This window comes from Pedococcus sp. P3_C7 (genome assembly GCF_056402615.1).
Window position 1 is genome coordinate 129,296 of record NZ_JBFUHC010000012.1, and the last position, 18,290, is coordinate 147,585.

13 protein-coding genes are annotated in these 18,290 nt (G+C 69.3%); 9 read left to right on the plus strand and 4 right to left on the minus strand.

The window, feature by feature from the left end:
- Window positions 1–2: 2 nt before the first annotated feature.
- Complete coding sequence (locus AC1DS4_RS17420; RefSeq protein WP_477615864.1) at window positions 3–284, minus strand: hypothetical protein; 282 nt, start codon at window positions 282–284, stop codon at window positions 3–5.
- Window positions 285–599: 315 nt separating this feature from the next.
- Between AC1DS4_RS17420 and AC1DS4_RS17425 the strand changes: the two genes are divergently transcribed.
- From AC1DS4_RS17425 to AC1DS4_RS17465, 9 genes are all read left to right on the plus strand, one after another.
- Complete coding sequence (locus AC1DS4_RS17425) at window positions 600–959, plus strand: hypothetical protein (protein WP_477624323.1); 360 nt, start codon at window positions 600–602, stop codon at window positions 957–959.
- Window positions 960–1,372: 413 nt separating this feature from the next.
- On the plus strand, window positions 1,373–2,341 hold the full coding sequence (locus AC1DS4_RS17430) for an alpha/beta fold hydrolase (protein WP_477615866.1): 969 nt from the start codon (window positions 1,373–1,375) through the stop codon (window positions 2,339–2,341).
- Between the two features lie 289 nt (window positions 2,342–2,630).
- Window positions 2,631–3,890, plus strand: a complete 1,260-nt coding sequence (locus AC1DS4_RS17435; RefSeq protein ID WP_477615867.1) for an Ig-like domain-containing protein — start codon at window positions 2,631–2,633, stop codon at window positions 3,888–3,890.
- A gap of 130 nt (window positions 3,891–4,020) precedes the next feature.
- Window positions 4,021–5,175 carry a DUF1611 domain-containing protein gene (locus AC1DS4_RS17440; protein WP_477646083.1) on the plus strand — a complete coding sequence of 385 codons (1,155 nt, stop codon included), beginning with the start codon at window positions 4,021–4,023 and terminating at the stop codon, window positions 5,173–5,175.
- An 88-nt stretch (window positions 5,176–5,263) separates the two neighbouring features.
- Entirely contained in the window at window positions 5,264–6,961 is a 1,698-nt protein-coding gene (locus AC1DS4_RS17445) for an ABC transporter transmembrane domain-containing protein (RefSeq protein ID WP_477633433.1), read from the plus strand.
- 17 nt (window positions 6,962–6,978) lie between these two features.
- Entirely contained in the window at window positions 6,979–8,049 is a 1,071-nt protein-coding gene (locus AC1DS4_RS17450) for a CapA family protein (protein ID WP_477615870.1), read from the plus strand.
- A 23-nt stretch (window positions 8,050–8,072) separates the two neighbouring features.
- The gene (locus tag AC1DS4_RS17455; protein WP_477624324.1) at window positions 8,073–8,936 is read left to right on the plus strand and encodes a lipase family protein; all 864 of its coding nucleotides are present in this window, start codon (window positions 8,073–8,075) and stop codon (window positions 8,934–8,936) included.
- A 452-nt stretch (window positions 8,937–9,388) separates the two neighbouring features.
- On the plus strand, window positions 9,389–10,924 hold the full coding sequence (locus tag AC1DS4_RS17460; RefSeq protein WP_477633431.1) for an RNA polymerase sigma factor: 1,536 nt from the start codon (window positions 9,389–9,391) through the stop codon (window positions 10,922–10,924).
- Window positions 10,925–11,002: 78 nt separating this feature from the next.
- Window positions 11,003–11,221, plus strand: coding sequence for a hypothetical protein (locus tag AC1DS4_RS17465; RefSeq protein WP_477615873.1), 219 nt, complete (start codon window positions 11,003–11,005; stop codon window positions 11,219–11,221).
- Window positions 11,222–11,377: 156 nt separating this feature from the next.
- Here the strand turns inward: AC1DS4_RS17465 and AC1DS4_RS17470 are convergent, their stop codons facing one another.
- The 3 genes from AC1DS4_RS17470 to AC1DS4_RS17480 all read right to left on the minus strand — a co-directional run bounded on the left by AC1DS4_RS17470 (window position 11,378) and on the right by AC1DS4_RS17480 (window position 17,680).
- On the minus strand, window positions 11,378–14,080 hold the full coding sequence (locus AC1DS4_RS17470) for a DUF7507 domain-containing protein (protein ID WP_477633430.1): 2,703 nt from the start codon (window positions 14,078–14,080) through the stop codon (window positions 11,378–11,380).
- A gap of 113 nt (window positions 14,081–14,193) precedes the next feature.
- Window positions 14,194–16,626 carry a putative bifunctional diguanylate cyclase/phosphodiesterase gene (locus tag AC1DS4_RS17475; protein ID WP_477633429.1) on the minus strand — a complete coding sequence of 811 codons (2,433 nt, stop codon included), beginning with the start codon at window positions 16,624–16,626 and terminating at the stop codon, window positions 14,194–14,196.
- Window positions 16,627–16,867: 241 nt separating this feature from the next.
- Complete coding sequence (locus tag AC1DS4_RS17480; RefSeq protein WP_477633428.1) at window positions 16,868–17,680, minus strand: SH3 domain-containing protein; 813 nt, start codon at window positions 17,678–17,680, stop codon at window positions 16,868–16,870.
- Window positions 17,681–18,290 lie beyond the last annotated feature (610 nt).

Genomic DNA, 18,290 nt, shown 5'->3' on the forward strand with positions numbered 1-18,290 from the left:
GCCTAGTCAGCCCGGGCGGCGCGGCCTTGGACGTCGAGGTGACTCGTGGGGAGCTGGGTCTCGGGACACCGCGCGTGCAGCTCGTCGATGATCTCCTGCTCGCGAGCCAGGGCCGCGAGCAGGTCCGTGGGCTGCACCGTCCCGGCCGGACCCGCGAAGCCCCCGGGGCCGCGGGTGGCGTCCTCCAGCTCGGCGAGCTCGGTGAGGAGCTCACGCACGGACGCGGAATGGACGGGCGTCGTGGCCCGATCACCCACGCGGACGGACTCGATCGGCTCGCTCACCTGCAGCCTCCTGGGCGCTGACGACTGGTGCCCCGGCTGCTTGAAGCCTTGCGATCATCATCCGGTTTGTGGCGTTCTGTCAACGGTTGGCGCAACGGCTGGGCCTCCGGCGTCACATTCGGACCGTCCAGAATGTCTATCCCGTAGTCCTGTCGGCAGGGCGCGGCGACCATCACCCCTGCCGACAGGACCACGAGGGCCTGACCCGCGCGGGTTCAGCCCGGGCGGCGTCACGGTTCGACCGGGTATGCGTCGTATGGGTGGTGCGCTGTGCTGTCGGTGGGGCGGTCGGAGGGTGAAGGTGAGTTCGCGGCGATGACGGCGTTGAGGCCGGTGACGGTGGCCCAGCTGCGCGCGTCGATGGGCGTTCCCACCCTCGTCGCGGCATACCGACAACGCGTGCTGAACGTTGCCGCGCCGGGCGCGTGCCACCCGTGGACCGGTGCGGTCTCCGGACGTGGGCACGGACAGTTCTGGATCGCACACGACCGCATGGTGATCGCTCACCGCTTCGGTTTCGCCCTGGCATTCGGCGTGGATGCCCTCGTGGCGGCCCAGGTGCTGACGCACGCGTGCCGGAACCCTCTCTGTCAGAACATGGCCCACATCGGGCCGGCGCTGTCCCCGACGCGGGGCCTGGATACCGACCAGATGGGCCTCGGACTCTCTGCGTAATCGTGGACCCCGCCAGGTGGTCTTAAGGGTGACGGTCCACCCACCCCCCCCAGGGGTGCTCCTGAGAAGCGAAACATCAACGAGCACAATGCTTTTCGAGAACCGTCGGCGGCGCCCTCAAACCCCTTCCGACGGGCCTGAGGAGGGTCGGCGGCTGCGGGACCGTCGTCTCGGAGCACCAGCCCCGAGGCCACTCTGTCATGGAGGTAGGCGCTCGCATGATCGCTACACACCTGTCCAGGAACTGTCGCATCCGGTCACCACGACGGACCCCGCGCGACCCGGCTGACCATCACCCTTCCACCGCATGCCGGACCGAGCGGCATCTGCGCGGATCCACTGAGCCGCCGGTCTCGTGCCGCCGGACCCACCACCGCAAGGCCCCCTGCCCCGCCGTCGCGCGGGTGCTCCCGGTGCCCGCTCGGACCCGGCGCATCATCGCGTCCGTCTCGTTGGTGGCCGGCCTGCTGGCGCCCGCGACCCCCGCCGCGGGCCAAGCCTCCGCTGGCACCACTTCCGCGACGAGTCGCACGTTCCCGGTCGGCACGAAGGTTGTCGACTACTGCGGCAACGGATCCGTGGCCGTGAGGAGCAAGGCGATCGCCAGGGTCGTCATCGTGGTCCACGGGACCTCCGGCAACTACTGCGACTACGCGCGCTACGCGATGGAGTCCGCCTCCGACGCCGGGGTTCTCGGTTCGACCCTCGTGGTTGCCCCTCACTTTCCGACCTACGCGGAGACGGACGACGAGAGTCGGCTGATCTGGGGGTCAGGATGGCGCGAGGGAAACACCAGCAACAACGAGGACGGCACCAGGGTCTCGAGCTTCGAGGCACTGGACCAGCTGACCGCCGCCGTCCGGAAGACCTTCGGGAGCAGCGTTCCCATCCGCATCATCGGGCATTCTGCCGGTGGCCAGTTCGTCCAGCGCTACGCCGAAGGCAGTGACGCGCCCATCGACCGGTTCGTCCCTGCGAACCCGTCGAGCTACGGGTACCTCACCGCCCAGAGGTGGGCTGGCGGGACCGTCCTCGCCCCGGCGGCCGGGTGTTCCGGCTACAACACCTGGAAGTACGGCCTGGACGGGCTGAACGGCTACATGCGGTCCGCCGGGGACGTGCGCGCGCGCTATGCCGGGCACCGCGTCGCCCTCCTCCTCGGCGGTGCGGACGTGTTGCGGGACTCGGAACTGGACGTCAGCTGCGAGGCGGACGCCCAGGGCAGGAACCGGCTGGAACGTGGTCAGGTGTTCTTCAACCACCTGCGCGACCAGCTCGGGCAGCTCCCCGCTGGTCACTCCCTCTCGGTCGTGCCCGGAGTGGGGCACGACGGACGATCGATGATCCGCTCCGCCCCGGCACGAGCCCTGCTCTTCCGCTGACGTGTCGCCGGGCCCGTGCCCCCCGTGGGGCACGGGGTGGCAGCCTCCTGACACACGCCTCCCGCTAGTGGCGGGCGTCACGTATCCGCCGCTGCCCGCTCGCGTCATCCTTTCGCCACACCCCGGTCCTTTCTGATGATGGCATCGCCCGGCCAGTCCAGGGGGGACGACGACGATGCCGCTCTAGGGGAGGCGTTCGCGCATGGTGGTAACAGGCACAAACCGGTGGCAGCGAGTGGTGGGGACAGTGGGAGCGTGTGTCCTGCTGGGGCTGACCGCCCTACTGATCATGGCTCCGCCGTCCCGGGCCGACGACATCCCGGGAGCGATCACCTCGATCTCGACCCGGGCCACCCACGTCGACGAGGGCGACGAAGTCACCTTCGCCTGCACGTGGGCGGTCCCTGACGGATCAGACCCGGGCGACACGTTCGACCTCACCCTGCCCGACCAGCTCAACTGGTTCGGGGCGAAGAGCTTCAACCTCTTCGCCCCGGACGGCTCGGTCGTCGCCACCGCGACCGTCGACGACGCCGACCACGTCGTCTTCACCCTGGCTGACTACGTCGCCTCGCATCCCACCGACATCCACGGGACCTGCACGTTCGTCACCCTCTACAGTGCTGCCGGCACTGGCGGGGAGGTGGATCTCGAGTTCCAGACGGGGTCCGACGTCGTCAGGGTTCCCGTCGGTACCGACCAGCCCTGCACCGCGAGCTGCGTGGGCTCTCGGGACGATGCCGGCAAGGACATGTGGTGGCTCGACTCCGGGCAGACGAAGACGCGATCAGTCGTCTGGACCCCGGCAACGACCGCTGACACCACCACCGTGACCATCACTGACACGCCCGGGCCGGGACTGAGCCTCGACTGCGCCTCCGTGACTGCCCACATCGGAGGACGACTCGGGTCCGAGGGCAGGCTGGCCGAGCCCTACGACGACGCCACCGTCCCGGCTGCGGTCTCCTGCGCCCCGGACCGCCTTGTCGTGACGTGGTCGGCTGTGCCCGCCGGCGAGTATGCAGAGGTGCGGGTCAACGCCACCGTCACCGATCCGGGACGGTCCGTGTACTCGAACGACGCAACGGTGAAGTTCGACGGCACGGTCCTGCCCGTCGAGTCAGTCGTGAAGCGCACGGACGCCTCGGGAACGGGCTCAGGCGGTACGCCATCCCCGACCACGACGACACCGCCGACGAGCACCACGTCCACCACGACCGCACCGCCGACGAGCACCACGTCCACCACGTCCACCACCAGCACGACGGCACCGCCGACGAGCTCGACCTCCAGCACCAGCACCACGACCACGCCGCCGGCCTCCACGCCCACCTCGACGGTCAGCACGGGAGGCACGGGAGGCGGAGGGGAGGAGAACGGGACGATCGGCGGAGGGCTTCCCTTTGTCGTCACCACCAGCGGGGCTCTCGAGGTGAGCGAAGGCGCCCTGGCGTTCACGGGGGTCAACGTCATGGCCGCGGTGGCTGGCGCGCTGGTCCTGCTCATCGCGGGGACGGGCCTGATGACGGCGGGCCGGCGCTCACGCTAGGAGTGAGACGACGTGAGCGGGGGGCGGATCGGGTCCTAGACCCGATCACGTGTGGGTCCGGCCGTTGGAAGGGGGGACCAACCAGCGAGCCAGGCAGAGCTTCGCAACGCGCCGGGTGCCGCGCTCGGCCATGAAGACCCTCGTCGGAGGCGCGATCCGTCCGCGGTCCGGTGATGTCGTGCTGGCTCACGTCGAGCGCCTGGGGCAGCACCGGCGGATCGAACAGCCCGATGGCCGGCGCAGCGCGCTGCACGTCGGGGACACGGTGGTCGTCGCCTACGCCGACCGCTACGCCACGGACCAGTTCGAGTCCCACGTACCGTCCTCCCTGGGCCGTGTCCAGCTGGTGGCCTCCGGGGGGATCGCGTCCCAATCGATTTCCCACAGCAGGGCCGTCCGGCGTGCCACGGACATCATTCCGCTGGGCCTGGTCGGCGACGAGTACGGCAGGCCGCTGAACGTCTGGGACTTCCGACTTCCCGACGTGGTTCCGCCCCCTGTGCGGCCGAGGACGGTTGCCGTTCTCGGGACGTCGATGAACGCCGGCAAGACCACGACCATGCACTACCTCCTTCACGGGCTGAGCAAGGTCGGCATGTTGCCCGGGTCGGTCAAGGTCACCGGCACCGGCTCGGGGAACGACTTCTGGGTGATGCTGGATGCAGGCGCTCACCGGATGTTCGACTTCACGGACGCGGGTCTGGCCTCGACCTTCCGGCAGCCGATCCCCGTCCTCGAATCGGCGATGACCCAGCTGGTGTCCCAGCTGTCCCTTGCCGGATGCGGCGTCAACTTCGTGGAGATCGCTGACGGGGTGTTCCAGCAGGAGAACAGGATGCTGCTGACCTCGCCGGTCGTCCACGAGCTGCTCGACGTCGTGGTCCTCGCGGCCTCCGACGCGATGGGCGCCGCGCACGGCGTCAGCCACCTGCGGGAGCGAGGCTTCGAGGTCGCTGCGGTGTCGGGCATGCTGACGCGCTCCCCGCTCGCGATCCGAGAGGCCCAGGAGGCGACCGGCCTTCCCGTGTGGGGGATCCCCGAGCTCCAGACTCCCGAGCTGGTCATCCCCGCGCTCGGCCTGGACCCACGTCTGGCTCGTGAACCGGACCCCACGCTGGATGCCGCCTGGCCCGTCGAGCTCGCCGGGCTCGACCTGACGATGCAGATGGACCCGTCCCCCGTCGAGTCGGCCACCTCACCGTCCTCCGTGGCCGGCTTCCAGTCGAGCGACGCCCTACGGGGAGAAGCGTTCGCCACCGGTCGCCTGATCCCGCAGGCGGGCTGACCTCGTGGATGGGCGACTTCCTCCGGGAGAGACCGGTCCCGGGCCTCGCCCGGGCGGCGACAGACGCACGTCCCCTGCCTCCTTTCGCGTGTCGCGCGCGGCCAGGGTCGTCGTTCTTGCGCTGGGCCTCGGGCAAGGCGCCTGCCTCCTGACCTTCATCCTGCTGCTGGCCCACGTCGTCGACGCTCTCGAGCCGACAGGCGTGGGATTCGCCGCTGAACGCCAGTATCGAGACTCCCTGCTGGGCTGCCTCGCCCTCGCCGCCCTCGGCGCGGCACTGGGGATCATGCGGGCGATCGAGTTCAGCGTGACCGAGAAGGCCGGCTACGAGGTCGTCCGTCGACTCCGCATGGACATGTACGGCCACCTGCAGCGGATGCTCCCCTCGCACCTCGTGCATCGGGCCCGTGGCGGGCTACTGCTCAGGCTCACCGGAGACCTCTCGATGCTGCGCATGTGGCTCAGCCGTGGCCAGCTTCAGGGCTCGTCGGCCGTCATCACGCTGATGGCAGGCCTGACGGGCGCGTTCGTCCTGGACCGTGCCATGGCGTCCGCCCTCGTGGCCGTCCTCTGCCTTGGTGCCGCGGTGTCGCTCTACAGCGGTCAGACGATGCGGTCCGCCACGCGCACGATGCGGCGGCGACGCTCGCTGGTCATCGGCAACATCGCGGAGCAGATCAATGCCCTCGCCGTGACGCAGGTGTCGGGCCGTGCGGGCGGTGAGTACGCCAGGCTCCCCCGCCAGAACGACTCGCTCAACCGAGCGCTGGGGCGGGTGGCCACCTTGCGGGGTCGGCTGCGCGGAATTGCCACCGGCACCAGCATGGTGGCGACCGCCGCCGTGGTGGCCACCGGTGTCGTCGAAGCCCGCAACGGCGCTGTTCTTCCTTCCACGGTCCTGCTCGAGGTGCTGATCGCACGCTTCCTCACGAGGTCGGTCAGGACCCTCGGACTGATGCACGACTACTGGCACCGGGGGCTGGTGTCGCGCCAGAAGATCGGGGACTTCCTCGCGAGCTCGAGCCGCGCCATCGAGGCTGAGCTCCTCGCGCCGCTGAAGGTGCGCCGAGGCCGCATCCGCTTCGACGGCGTCACGGTGGAGGGCACCCTCAAGGGCTTCTCCGCCGAAGCGGCACCCGGGACCGTGGTGGCCATCACTGGTGGGGCGGGTTCTGGTGCAAGCACGGTGCTCGACCTCATCGCCAGACTCGTGGACCCCGATGCCGGGACCGTCACGATCGACGACCAGGATCTCGTGGCCACCTACCCCGGCTCGATCGGTCGCGCCGTGGGCATGGTCAGTCCCGACCTGCCACTCATGCGCGGCACGGTCAGGCGCAACCTGACCTACGCTGCGGGGGCCGCCTCCGCGGCCGAGGTCCAGCGGATCGCCTTCGGGCTCGGACTCAACCAGGTCCTTCCGCGGATGGGGGGTTCGGGTGTGGCCGAGTGGCTCGTCGAGGGCGGACAGAACATTCCGTCCGCTGACCGACAGCTGATCGCCCTCGGCCGGGCGCTGATGGGAAACCCTCCGATCCTGCTGTTGAACCGGCCTTTCGAGGGCCTCGACCCGGCCAGTCGAACCCTGGCTCGTGCCATGGTCCTGCGTCATCGGGGAACCGTTCTCTGGTGCACCGACGAGCCGGACGACCTGGCCGAGGCCGATCTGATCTGGGTCGTGGACGGCGGGCAATGTGTCGAGGTGAAGGCCAGCAGCACCTACCGCGAAGAGCTGTGGACGAGCCGCACACCCCGGGGGAACCGATGGCCCGTCGTCAACACCTGAGGCGCGACCGTCGGCTGATGACCGGCTTCGGGGCCGCGACGACACTCTGCCTCGGGTCGGTCGGATGGCAGCTGACCGGCATGGCGGCACCCCCGCCCGACGTGGTCACCCGATCGGTCAGCGCCGGCACGGACGGCTCCATCGACCTCACGTTCGGGGGTGACACCATGCTGGGCGATGGCGCAGAACGCCTGATCGCCACCGCCGGCTTCGACGCACCGCTCGCAGGCGTGCGCGTGATGCTGATGTCCGGGGACGTCACGATCGTCAATGCCGAAGGCCCGATCACGACGGTGGCCGTGCCCGCCAATCCCGGCGCGAAGTACTCCTATGCGGTCGGCCTGCCCGGAGCGGCGGCCCTGGGCCGAGCGGGGGTGGACGTGCTCGGCCTCGGGAACAACCACGCCATGGATCGTGGCGCGGCGGGTCTGGCAGAGACCGAGCGGACGGCGGCGGCCTCTGGCCTCTCGACGTTCGGCGCCGGCGCCCGTCGAGCAGAGGCCATGCGGCCGCTCGTCCTCAGGTCAGGTCAGGAAACGGTTGCGGTGGTGGCGCTGGGCGAGAACTTCGGGCCGGCCCAGCGAAGCACGCCGACCACCCCGGGAATGGTTCCCTTCAGTCCCGACGTCATCGAGCGAGGGGTCATCACGGCGAAGCGCGCAGGAGCCTCGAAGGTGGTCGCCTTCGTCCACTGGGGCGACAACTACGCGGACATCAATGCGCAGCAACGGTACTGGGCCGGGCTGCTCGTCGACGCGGGGTACGACGCCGTGATCGGTACCGGTCCCCACGTGCTGCAGCCGATCGAGATCGTGCGAGGCATCCCGGTCGCCTACAGTCTCGGCAACCTCACCTTCGGCGCACCAGGCAGGTTTGCCAGCTACGGCAAGGTCGGGGTGGGCGCCGTCGCACATCTTCGTTGGGACGCGAACGGCCGCGGAACTCTGCTGCTGGACTGCGTGCAGACTGACAACCTCCTGAACGGGTACGTGACACGGGCCTGCCCTGCCGCACCCCTCGAGGCGGCCCACCGAATTCTCGGTCCGGCGGTGAGCTGGATTCAGAACCGGGCATCCCTCTCCTTCTGATGCGACGGCTACAGCTCACTGGGATGTTGCTGCTGATGACGGCGTTGGGCGCCACGGCCTGCAGCCAGGCCGTCGACCATGCGGCGGGCGTCCAGGGGGCCGGCCTCACGGGAACTGGCTCGTTCGAGTTCGCCCCCGCCGGTGCGGCACCGATCAGGGTCTTCTATGCAGTCGGCTCGGGTGACCTGGCGACCGGACGAGTGGTCGTCGTGATGCACGGAACGAACAGGAACGCGCGCGACTACCGCGACTCGTGGACGTCGCTGGTGAAGGACCGCCCATGGGTGGTGGTCGCGCCACAGTTCGACCAAGCGGCGTTTCCGGGGGCCGCGGGCTACAACCTTGGGGGCACGGTGGACGAGTCCGGAGACGCACGGCCCGCGCAGGACTGGTCCTTTGCCTACATCGAACCCCTGGTGGACCAGGTGCGAGCCCTGACCGGTGTGCGGGACCCCACCTTCGACCTGTTCGGCCATTCTGCAGGCGCTCAGTTCGTCCACCGGTACCTGGAGTTCGAACCGAAGGCCCGTGTCCGGCGGGCGGTCGCAGCGAACGCCGGCTGGTACACGGCTCCTGATCCCGACGTCGACTTCCCCTACGGCCTGGAGCACGCGCCGGCACCAGTGGACCTCGACGGCCTGTTCTCCCGTGACCTCACCGTGCTGCTGGGCAGCGAGGACGTCGAGGACGAGAACCTCCGACAGGACGCAGGAGCCTCTCGGCAGGGTCAGACGCGGATCGAGCGTGGCGAGGAGTTCTACCGGGTGGGGGGCGAACAGGCGCGCAGCCGTGGAACACCGTTTCGGTGGACGCTGCGCGTCGTCCCCGGGGTCGCGCACGACCACGCGCCAATGTCCGCGGAGGCCGCCGCCGTCTTCGCGCGCTAGGGCGTCGGCGCCCATGGTTCGGCTGGGCGATGCAACCACCCATGACGGGTTCCACGCTTCCCGCGTCACCAATTGACCTTTCAGACGTCACAGTCCTAGGAGGAGTCGTGTGCCCGGTAGGAAAGGTTCAGCGGTGAGCGAATCGGTATTTCGCCAGGGACCTGGAGACATGGAGCTCGTGGCTCGAATCATGTACTCCATGGAGGTCGCTGAGATCGACATGCCCCATGTCGTCATAGCGATGGTCCCGGGGTGTCCGCCGGCCAGCTACTCAGGCCCCTACCCCAGTGCCCTGGCTGCACTCACGGTGGCGGAGGCAGAGCATCGAGCCGACCTGGCAGCCGGGGGCACCGGGGAGGTCCGTTTTCGCGTCGCGGCACTGTACCCAGCCGAGCCCGAAGAGCTGCGAGAGCCAGCCGGAGCAGTCGCGGAGCCAGAATCAGGCACAGACCGTGGATGACGGCGACCCCGACGACCCCGTCGATGCGGCAGGCACCGTCGAGCCAGACGTGGACCTGGTCGAGCGCGCTCGCCAAGGCGATCAGGAAGCGGCCGTCCAGCTCTGGACCCGGCACTACCCCTCGGTGCTGCTGGCCGCACGACGGGTGACCCGGCAACCGCGGGACGCCGAGGAGATTGCCTCCGACGCGTTCGCGGGAATGCTGTCGGCCCTTGCCTCGGGCGCCGGGCCCACCACCTCCGTGCGCGCCTATCTCGTGACCTCTGTGCGCAACCTGGCCGCGAGCCGAGCTCGACGGCCGTCGTCGGGTGATGTCATCACCGACGATGTGGCCGTGTTCGACCGTGCCACCCCGGACACCACAGTCCACATGTCCGAGCTCGAGCTGGTGCGCCTCGCGTTCGCGGATCTGCCCAAGCGGTGGCAGATCGTGCTCTGGCGGACGGCTGTCGACAAGGACAGCAACATCGAGGTCGGCCGCGCCATGGAGCTCTCCCCCAACGGCGTGGCCGCCCTGGCCAAGCGAGCTCGGCGCGGGTTTCGACTGGCGTACCTTCGCGCACACCTCTCGGACCGGGGGGTGGATGCCGGGTGCAAGCCCTTTGTCGACGGCCTCGCCGACCTGACGGTGTCCGAGGCCGGAGCACCGGACGCGCTGGTGAGCCACGTGGCCACCTGCCTCGGCTGTACGAGGCGCATGGAGGAGCTCAGAGCAGTCGACCGCAACCTGGCGGGCGTGCTCGGGCCCGCCATCCTGGGCCTGTTTCCCTCCTCGATGATCGCTGGCGGCCTGGGTGCTGGCGCCGGGGCAACGGGGTGGCCCCCAACGGCCCTTTCCCCTTCCACCGCACGTCCCCGAGCCCGCTGGTTCATGGGGCCCGCCGCGGTTGGTGTCGTCATCGCGATCATCCTGGCCGTGCGGCCGGACGGACTGCCCACGCCACCGGCCTCAGCGGCGGTCCCCCGCGCAACCCAGCCGTCGGCGAGCACCCCGACCAGCCCGAGCACCCAACCCGCCCCGACCCCCGCACCGACCGTGACCCAGCGGCCGAAGCGACCCGCCACCCCGGTCACGACTCCACCCCGCACGAGCGCGCCGCCACGGCCGACCGTCCCCCGCCCCCGCCCCCGGCCCACCTCCGTCGTGAACCCGACGAGTCCTGCCCCCACCACCCCTGCGGCCCGGACGAGTCCGATGGCCGTCGACCTGGCGATCGGGGGCGCCCGAACCGACACGGCCACCACCATCAGAGCCTCCGTCGAGGGCGTCGTCGGCCCGCCCACACTCGTCCTGGAGGTGCCCACGGGTGTCACCTTGACGCACGCCACGGGCGACTGGACCTCTTGCACCCAGAGCCAGACGAGCATCCGGTGCGCCGCCGCCAACACCCAGGACGTGACGTGGTCGGGCACCGTCCACACGACCTGGACTGCGGCGGCACGCGGGCTGGTCCGCGCGACCGTTGAGGGGACCTATGGCAATGGTTCGCCCGCCCAGGGGTCGATCGAGGCCACATGGCCCCCGTAAAACCGCCGCCCGGCCCGTCCCTCGCGTCGTGGTCATCGCCCCAGACGTGAACCCGCGCGTCCCACGAAGGAGCTCGTCATGGATATTCCGGAACGGATCTCGGTTTCGTCGCTAGTGCTCGACGAGCTCGTGCAGGCCGTCGATCGGGTCAGCTTCCTCAACCACGAGTTCCATCGCTCCTACCTCCTGGATCCCTGCTGCCTGCTCGAGGCGCTGGTGGAGGTGTATGCCGCGTCGCTCCACCTCGTGCAGGAGAACGGCCAGTACGGCAACACGCTGGTTACTGGAGCCGGGTGAGAGGTCCCAGGGGGCAGGGGTCCCGGGGGTGAGAGGTCCCAGGGGGCAGGGGTCCCGGCGGGCAGAGGTCCTAGTGGGCAGCACGACGGCGGGCGGGTGTTTCTCCCGCCCGCCGTGCGCGCCTACTCGTCGCCGCGGGTGGTGACCGCGCCCAGGTCAGGCACTCTGCGACCCCCGTCGCCGACGCGCCACCATCACCAGCCCGAGTCCCGTCATCAGGAGCAGGACCCCAGCGGCCACCAGGGGGATGGCGTTCGAACCGGTGAACGCGAGCACCGGGGGGTCGGTGAACCCGAGGAACGGCGGCAGGTCATCCTCGGTCCACGTGAGAACGTCGACCGTCGATGGCGGGGACGTCACCGTGCCCGGCGTCTGGCTCCCAGGTGGTGGCGGGGTCTCCCCGTCGGCCGTCGCCACGTTGCGGACACGCCCCGCGTCGACGTCGGCCTGGGTCACGACGTAAACGCTCGACGTGCAGTCCATCGCTTCGCCCGGCGCCAGGGTCGTGGACGGGCACGTCACAGAGATGCCGAGGTCGGCGAGCCTGCGGTCGTCCACCTCAACGGCCTTCAGCGTGATGTTGCCCGTGTTCTTGATCGTGAACGAGAACGTGACCTCGTCACCGACACCGGCCAACGCATCGTCGTTCGCATCCTTGGTGATCTTCGCCGACTTCACCAGCGTCAACCCGGGCGTGGCCGCGAGAGTGGGCTGGGTGGCCGTGTCCGTGGCGGTGACGTTGGGCCCGTCCGGCGGTGTGCCGGTGGCTGTTACGGTGTTGTCGACGTGGCCCGCCTTCGCGTCCTGGGCAGTGATCACGTAGTCAGCGGTGCAGACGATGGCGGCCGCCGGCGCCAGCGTCGCCGGGGTCACCGGGCTGCACACCAGGGTCAGGGCGGGCCCGGCAGGCGGCGCGAGCACGTCCGTGACAATGACCCCCGTCAGGGTCGACTGACCGGTGTTGGTCGCCGCGATCCGGTAGTGGATGACGTCGCCGGCGTCGGTCAGGCCGTCGTTGTTGGCATCGCTGACCGAGGTGACGGACTTGACGACCCCGATCGAGCTGCCCGGAGTCGCGACCGAGGCCGAGCAACCCACTCCTGGCGCGGGCGGGCAGTTGGCATCGACGGTGGGGACCGTCGTCGTCGAACGCGGGGCGTGGTCGGGACCCCCGCCGGGCATGAGGGGGATGGTCGTCTCCGCCGCAGGCACGACGGTCGCCGTGTTGAGGATCTCGCCGGTGGTTCCGGCGGCGACGACGCCCGTGAGGGTGTAGGTGATCGTGCCACCGACGTTGACGCGCACCGTGTCCGTGATGTCACCGGCGCCGCTGGCCCCACAGGCGGTCGGCCCCGACGGGGGCAACGTCGCTGTTCCCGCCGCGGTCACGGCGCACGTCCAGGTGGGGCTGGTGACCGCAGCAGGGATGGGATCGCTGAACGTCGCGTCGACCGCGTCGCTCGGGCCGTCGTTGTGGACCGTCACGGTGTAGGTGATCGGCTGGCCTGGTGTGTAGGAGTCCAGATTCGCGCTCTTCGTGATCGAGAGGTCGACCTCCGGGAGAACGGTCAGCGGTGTCGAACCCGGCGGGTAGAGCCCGACGATGGTCGAGATGTTGTTGGTGCAGTTCGGGATCGGGGCCCCGGTCGGGTCCGTGCACCCCGAGTTGCTGTAGACACCGGGGGTGTTGCTCGTGACCTGCACGGTGATGGTGCACGAGACCTCACCCTGCGCGAGGTCCCCCGTGGCGCTGATGGTGCCGCTGGTCACGCTGCTGGACGTCAGGTCGCACGTGCCTCCAACCGGCCCGGAGGCCACGAGCCCGGCGGGCAGGTCGTCGGTGAACGACCACCCGTTCTTGGCCATCAGGTCGGTGGTGTTCGTGACCGTGAAAGTCAACGTCGAGGTGCCACCTTGGGCAATCGTCGTGGGCGAGAAGGCCTTGTCGAGCTGCGGGGTGACGTCCACCAGCTGGGGCAGGTCGAAGCCGACGTCGTTGCCGTTGCCGTTGGCCTGCAGGTTGCGCACGCGGAACCCGAGAGTCGGCGTCGCCCCGGTGACCGGCACCCGGAAGGCGTTGGACTGCAGCTTGGCCACACTGAAGTTGGCAGCGTTGATCGAGAAGACCACCCTGCTGGGGTCGGTGCACGGGTCCAGGTTCGTGCCGACCACCGTCGGGACCCCGTTGATGAGGATCGCCAGCTCCTCTTCGGCGTGGTTGCTGAAGCAGTTGGTCTCGGCGAAGATCCCCGAGACGGCGTAGAAGTGCCCGGCGATCGTGGAGATGGAGTTGTTGGTGGTCTGGAGCTGGAGTCCGGCTGCCTGCGCACCGGTGGTGCTGTTCGTGTACTCGCTCAGGATCTGGTTCTGGGCGGACTGCGCGAGCGTCATCCCCTGGTAGCGACCCATGGCGTCGGCCATGTCGCCGAGGATGTTCCAGGCAGAGTTCCGCCCACACTGGTCGTTGTTCGTCACGGCAGGGGTGCCCCCGTCCGCCGGCAGACCTGAGCCCTTCCGCATCACCCAGCCGTTGCAGGCGCCGGCCCCCGGCGCCCAGGCCGCGTCCGCGGCATACGTCTCGCCGTCTGCCGCCGCGCCGCCGACGTAGGCGCCGATGCGAATCGGGGCGGCGCTGGCGTCCACGGCGGAGAAGTCCTCGCTGTAGAGCAGCGTCCCCGCCTGGGGAACACCCGGGCTGCCCGGTGCGGCGTTCGCGGGAAGGGCGAGCCCGGCCGCCCCCATCACTGCGAGGAGGCTCAGCAGGGCGGTCGAGGCCGTCCCCCGTCGCCCTCTGGTCCTCGCACCAACAGGTCCCTCACCATGCGGCACTGCCTTCACGCTCTTCTCCCCCCGGGTCATGAGATGTCGCTAGTAGGACCACCTCGATGCCCGTTTGTGACGCCGGCTCGAGGCAGAGGCGGGCCTGCGGCCTCGAGTCGCCCCCGTGCTGCCCGTCCGGGAGAGGCTGCGCGTCAGCGCTCGTCAACCTCCAGAGGCGCCTCCACCACGGAAAGGTGGCGGGTCACGGCGGGGGTCGGCGAGGCGAGGAAGAAACCCTGGACGAGGTCGAACCCAAGTGCCCGGACCTGGCTGAGCTGGTCCGGGCGCTCGATTCCCTCCGCGAGGGTGCTGATTCCCAACGCGCTTGCTATGTCGACCGCGGCCTTCATGACCGCCACAGCGGTCTGGCCCGAGCGCGCGTCGCTGGTGGTCAGTGCAGCCGCGAAGGCGCGGTCCACCTTGAGCAGGTCCACGGGCATCCGCTGGAGACTGTTGAGTGAGGAGTAGCCGGTCCCGAAGTCGTCGATCGCGATGCGCACCCCGAGGTGACGGAGCTCGTGCAGCAGCGAGATGGAGTGGTCGCTGATGGCTGCGGACTCCGTCACCTCCAGCTCCAGCAGGCGGGGCGGGACAGCGAACTCGATGAGGGCGGCCTCTATGTGGTCCAGGAACCCCGCAGCGCCCAGCTCGGCCGCTGACACGTTCACCGCGAGTCGGACGCCGCGGCCCAGTCGCGACAGCTCCCGGCAGGCGTGGCGGAGCATGACCTGACCGATGGGCACGATCAGTCCGGACTCCTCTGCGAGCTCGAGGAAGTCCGCGGGCGCGAGGAGACCGCGCGTCGGATGCTGCCAGCGCAGGAGCGCCTCGGTGGCCACCACCCTGCCCGTGCGCACGTCGTGCTGAGGCTGGAAGTGGAACAGGAACTCGTCGTGCTCGATGGCGCCGGCCAGGTCAGCCAGGAGGGAAGCCCGCTCCCGCGCGCGGACGCTCATCGACTGGGTGAAGGAGCTCATCCGGCCGCGCCCGACTCCCTTCGCGTCGTACAGGGCCAAGTCGGCCATCCGCACCATCTCGTCGGCGCTGATGCTCAGCGGGAGCGCGTGGGTGCACCCCACGCTGGCACTCATCTCGATCCGGTTTCCCCGAATCGTGAAGGGCTCGGCAAAGGACGCCTGATATCGGGCGAACAACACCTCCGGGAAGTCCGGAGGCGATTCGGGCCGGGCGATGACGGCGAACTCGTCACCCCCGAGTCGAGCGACGAAATCACCGTTGCTGTGGGCCAGCATGCGAGTGGCGACCTGCTGCAGGAGCTCGTCGCCCACCCCGTGACCCAAGGTGTCGTTGACGGACTTGAAGTTGTCGAGGTCGAAGATCGCCAGGTGGCTGGGACCAGGCCGTTCCCGCCCGGCGAGGCTCGACTGGAGTCTCTCGTTGAACCTGCGCCGGTTGGCGAGGGCCGTCAGGGGGTCGGTCTCTGCCAGTCGGACCATCTCCTGCCGGTGCATGAACTCGTCCGTGATGTCGACTCCCACCCCCCGCCAGCCGGTGATGGGCCCGTTGCGCGTGGTCATCGGCTTGGCCGACAGGGACCACCACCTCTCCTTTCCCTCCACCACCACGGCGATGACGTGGTCACGGATGGCCTCTCCGCGAGCCATGGCGTCGCCCAGCTCCTGAATGGCCTCGCCACCGTCCCAGGAGTCGTTCGCCAGTCGCCCCAAGAGCTGGGTCAGCGTCAGCTGTCGAAGTTCGTCCGTCGAGACTCCCGACACCTCGGACATCCGGTCGGAGGTGCGCGTGAAGTCCCCCAGAGGTGAGGTCTCCCAGAGCCAGTCGCGCGCTCCGTCCTCGAAGTCGTCGAGCAGGAGCTCGACATCCTGCTGAGCCTGCCGAGCAGTGAACTCAGCGACCGATCGTCGCTCGAAGGAGTTCGACAGGTACATGACTCCGACGATCAGGACTCCCCCGTAGACGACCACCTGCAGCGTCATGACGTAGTAGGCGGTCTGCTCCATGAGGAAGAAGGCCGGAGCGAATCCGGCCATGTGGATGGCGACCCAGAGGATGCCGATGGGCCTGAGCGGCGAAAGCACCACGGCACCAGCACCCATGATCCCGGCGACTGTGGCCACGAGCACGACCTGACGCCCCGGGTCCACATTCGGGAGCACGTAGAACGCCAAGCTGGTGTTGAGGACGCCCTGGACCGAGATCTCGAGGGCGGTGATGCGAAAGACCCTTTGGCTTCCGGCCAGGTCCCGAGGGGCGGTCCCGTTGCGTTCACTGATCCACCACACCGTCGAGCGGACGCCCGCCGCCAAGAGGGCCAGGGGCAGCCACACCGCGCCGAACGCGGGGTGCTGGGGCGCGATGACGTACAGCCACAGGACCAGCACGCTCATCGCATTCGCGACGTTGGCCCTGGGGGCCAGACGCATGTGCGCAAAGACCTGACGACGAAACAGCTCGTCCTTCAGTTCCGCGGCACGGCCGGGGAGCCCGGCCCCTGGGGCCATCACGGTCGTCCCGTGTGCGTCGATCGCGAGCATCGAGGTGTACTTCCTCCGGTCTGGCTGGTCCGGCTCGGGCCGCCATCCCCGCGCCGTCGACCACGACATGCGGCTCGCCTGTGGGAACCGTCGCTGATGAGACGACTTCGAAGGCCACTCATTACGCGCATGGCCCACCTTTCTTCGTGCGTAAGACCCCGTGCCGGCGAGGCGTCTTGGTGGTGGTCGGTCACCCCCTGATGACTGACCGGCCGGCGGGAACGCCTGCCGGGGCCCCGCGTGGATCCGTCCCCCTTCGGATCGCGCGGGGCCCCTTCACTGCCGTGGCCGTCGAGGCGAGGGAACTGCCCTAGGCGGCCCGCCCGGAGAGAAGCTTGCGGACCGGCGCCGTCAGCGCCGAGGAGCAGCCGCCGCGGACCACGTACCTCAGCGTGAGACTTGCGCCGCAGTCGGCCGCGCGCTCCATTCCGGGAATGGAACCGAACACAGTGAGGGAATGACGGAAGCCGCCATATCGAATCTGCCTGACGTGAATGGCCTCGTGCGCCATGACCATTCTTGTCTTGGCCCAGCTCATGCCGGGCTGGATGTAGACCGTGGAGCGGCTTTGTCCCCAGCTGTGGAACACCGTCAGGCCGCGTACGGGGCCCTGGGTGTGGGCGCGGGAGTAGTCGATCTTCCACGTCGCGCTTCCCGCTGGGTCCAGGGCCCGCGCCCAGGCCTGGAAGGACTGCGCAGACCCTGCCTTGGCCGCGGCCTTCGGAGTGGCACCGGCACGGGTGGCGCAGGTGACGGTGGTCGAGACCCACTGCCCGTTGCGGAGCTTGAGCCAGCCCTTGGCCACCGGCCCCTTCACGCTGGCGCCGCGGCCGAGCGTGCCGACGACCGGGTATGCCGTGCCCGGGCCGGAGCGCACGTTTGCCCTATTCACGCACACCTGCCGCACGGTCGCAGCGGGTTGCGCCGCGGCATACGTCAAAGCCATGGCGTGGTCCCCGAGTCGGGGTCCGGCCAGCGGGCTGGTCACGGGTGGCCAGTCCGGTGCGGCCACCGCCCTCGTCGCGGCGGACGGTGGGGCGGTCGACAGCGACGGGCCGACGCGGGTCGGCTCGCCCGTTGCCGCGGGCGCTGCCAGTGCAAGTGCCAGGGCGAAAGCGCCCACGGCGGCTCCGCAGGCTGACGGGTGGGACCGCTGTGTCTGACGGCCCGGGGATGGGTGCCGCCGCGAATGGCGTGCACCGGTCAGGACTTCCCTTGTTTGTCGTGCGAAAAGCATCCGAAGTCACCTCCGCCGATAATAGCGATTTCCCTTGGGGAGAGATTCTCGAGAACTGCCTGTCAATGACAGCGCCGCACGTTTCCAAACGCATGAGCGAACACGAGAAGAATTCCCTCTCACGCGACCGAAGATTGATTTGGCGCCGTCCCCATGTAGACCGATTCGGCTGATTGGGCATTACGACGACAGGGCCGGACGCCGACCTCTCGGGCACCTCGAGGGAGCTCACTTCCCGCGGTCGCGGTGGCGCTTCACCCGACGCGAGCGATCAGGCTCCGGACGGAACCGCCCGCGAGCCAACCGACGTCAAGCGTCGGGAGAAGTCGTACAGGTCAGGGAGCCGATGTAGGCATTCGGCTGATGGTTGACGGTTTTACGTCGGTTGATCCTTGACACTCCTTACGTCAGTTTGTCCTGCGGGTCTTGGTCAGTGCACCTCCCAAGGGTCGTTTGTTGCGGACGGGGCCGGTGCTGTCGCGTCGCACGGTGCGCA

Coding starts and splice junctions, on each gene's coding strand:
- AC1DS4_RS17425 (WP_477624323.1), top strand. CDS start 600: ATGACGGCGTTGAGGCCGGTGACGGTGGCCCAGCTGCGCGCGTCGATG.
- AC1DS4_RS17455 (WP_477624324.1), top strand. CDS start 8,073: ATGTTGCTGCTGATGACGGCGTTGGGCGCCACGGCCTGCAGCCAGGCC.
- AC1DS4_RS17440 (WP_477646083.1), top strand. CDS start 4,021: ATGAAGACCCTCGTCGGAGGCGCGATCCGTCCGCGGTCCGGTGATGTC.
- AC1DS4_RS17450 (WP_477615870.1), top strand. CDS start 6,979: ATGACCGGCTTCGGGGCCGCGACGACACTCTGCCTCGGGTCGGTCGGA.
- AC1DS4_RS17465 (WP_477615873.1), top strand. CDS start 11,003: ATGGATATTCCGGAACGGATCTCGGTTTCGTCGCTAGTGCTCGACGAG.
- AC1DS4_RS17470 (WP_477633430.1), bottom strand. CDS start 14,080: ATGACCCGGGGGGAGAAGAGCGTGAAGGCAGTGCCGCATGGTGAGGGA.
- AC1DS4_RS17475 (WP_477633429.1), bottom strand. CDS start 16,626: ATGTCGTGGTCGACGGCGCGGGGATGGCGGCCCGAGCCGGACCAGCCA.
- AC1DS4_RS17435 (WP_477615867.1), top strand. CDS start 2,631: ATGGCTCCGCCGTCCCGGGCCGACGACATCCCGGGAGCGATCACCTCG.